Origin of the sequence: Acidithiobacillus marinus, assembly GCF_002847505.1 — a bacterium.
GTDB classification, from domain to species: Bacteria; Pseudomonadota; Gammaproteobacteria; order Acidithiobacillales; family Acidithiobacillaceae; genus Acidithiobacillus; species Acidithiobacillus marinus.
The window spans coordinates 1-1,265 of record NZ_MXAV01000041.1; the positions used below are offsets into that span (position 1 = coordinate 1).

At 45.7% G+C, this 1,265-nt stretch carries 4 protein-coding genes; all 4 read right to left on the minus strand.

Translation table 11 applies throughout. The features are described from left to right. Positions 1-453: PAS domain-containing protein (locus B1757_RS11200; protein ID WP_216360865.1), on the minus strand; the 453-nt coding region annotated here is incomplete at its 3' end. Positions 454-579: 126 nt separating this feature from the next. Continuing rightward, positions 580-786 (minus strand): DUF1289 domain-containing protein, encoded by a 207-nt coding sequence (locus B1757_RS11205; RefSeq protein WP_101538393.1) that lies wholly within the window; start codon positions 784-786, stop codon positions 580-582. Then, positions 776-1,039, minus strand: a complete 264-nt coding sequence (locus B1757_RS15170) for a hypothetical protein (protein ID WP_143484251.1) — start codon at positions 1,037-1,039, stop codon at positions 776-778. The genes B1757_RS11205 and B1757_RS15170 overlap by 11 nt, the downstream gene beginning before the upstream one ends. Then, a partial coding sequence (locus B1757_RS15595) for a hypothetical protein (protein WP_216360866.1) occupies positions 1,027-1,265 on the minus strand: 239 nt, incomplete at its 5' end. The genes B1757_RS15170 and B1757_RS15595, both read right to left, overlap by 13 nt.

Here is a 1,265-nt window from a genome sequence, read left to right on the forward strand (position 1 = left end):
AAACAGGCGCTGAAAATTCTGTTCGGATTGACTGATACCATGTCCCATTTCTTCATTCAGCTCAGTAGCTATGGATAAGACCAGGGATTTTCCAGCAATTTCAATGATGGAGCTAATAGAGATAACGTGTTTTATTTTACCAGAGACAGTGTAGACCCTAGATTCTGTAGGTTTATTTTGGGGGTAATCTGAACCCAGTAATTCCAGACGATCAAGAATGCGTCCATGATCCAGGGGATGAATAAAAGCAGTTAGGTCCTTGCCTAAAAAGAAATCTGCAGTTTCTCCTTCAAAAAGGCTAATGGCAGATTGATTAAGGAAAAGTATTTTTCTGTGCAGCGTAAGGGAATGAGGTAGAGGATGTCGCTGTAATAATTCCAGCCCGGAAATCTGCGCTAGAATCACCTGGGCTTCATCGGATGCCAAGGTCTCTGTTTTTTCTGGATGCTTCAAAGGTGGCTTGACTCCTTAATCAGATAACGCATGACTAGGTAGGTTCTTTATTAGCAAAGGCTATCATCGCAGCGGCTGCTTGTAAACATAAGTAAATAATAAATTGATACTTTTTCTTTGGCGGGATCATAATCCCTTGGCTTTACGTTGCTGATCCCACCAGCCATTTTGGCGAATGCGTTGCCAGGTTACCGCTTTTTGTTCAGGAGTCATGGTGATCCATTGACAGACTTCTTCAAAGGTTCGGCCACAGGATTTGCAGACCTCATCACCGAGTGCGGTGGTACAAAATCCAAGGCAGGGAGAGTCTGGTAAATCGTGCTTATGGGACATGGGGGTCGGGATTCTGATTTTTTTCCTGGCTTTCTGCAGATGTTGTCTCCGGGGCGACCAGGGACATGACCTGATCGCCGGCCGCTGGCTCCAGATGCTTATCAGTACTGTCAAAAATGACAAGTTTTTCATTTTTGGTCAGCACAAACAATGCAATATAGCCCTCGTCAAAGTGTTGCTGATACTGTATCCAGTCAAATTGTTCGGTGAGGCCGGTTACCTTTATGCTCCACCCTTTTGCTATTTTATCCAACAGTGTGTTGGCCGTTGCAGCTTCATCAAATAAATGCCGACGACGGTGTTGCCTTGCCGTCCTGTTGCGCGCACTGGTTTTTTGGCTACTGCCATCAGCAAGGGCAGGGCCCTGTCAACCTTCCATCTAAGCTGCTGATGGAGTAGCACAAAGGGTTTTTCTGGACTTCTCAGGATGAATGCGGTAACTTTTGCCGCATGGAAGTCCCAACTCTCACCGAAAACCA

Excerpts from the sequence above, each read along its gene's own strand:
- B1757_RS11205 (WP_101538393.1), bottom strand. The coding sequence starts at position 786 with ATGTCCCATAAGCACGATTTACCAGACTCTCCCTGCCTTGGATTTTGT.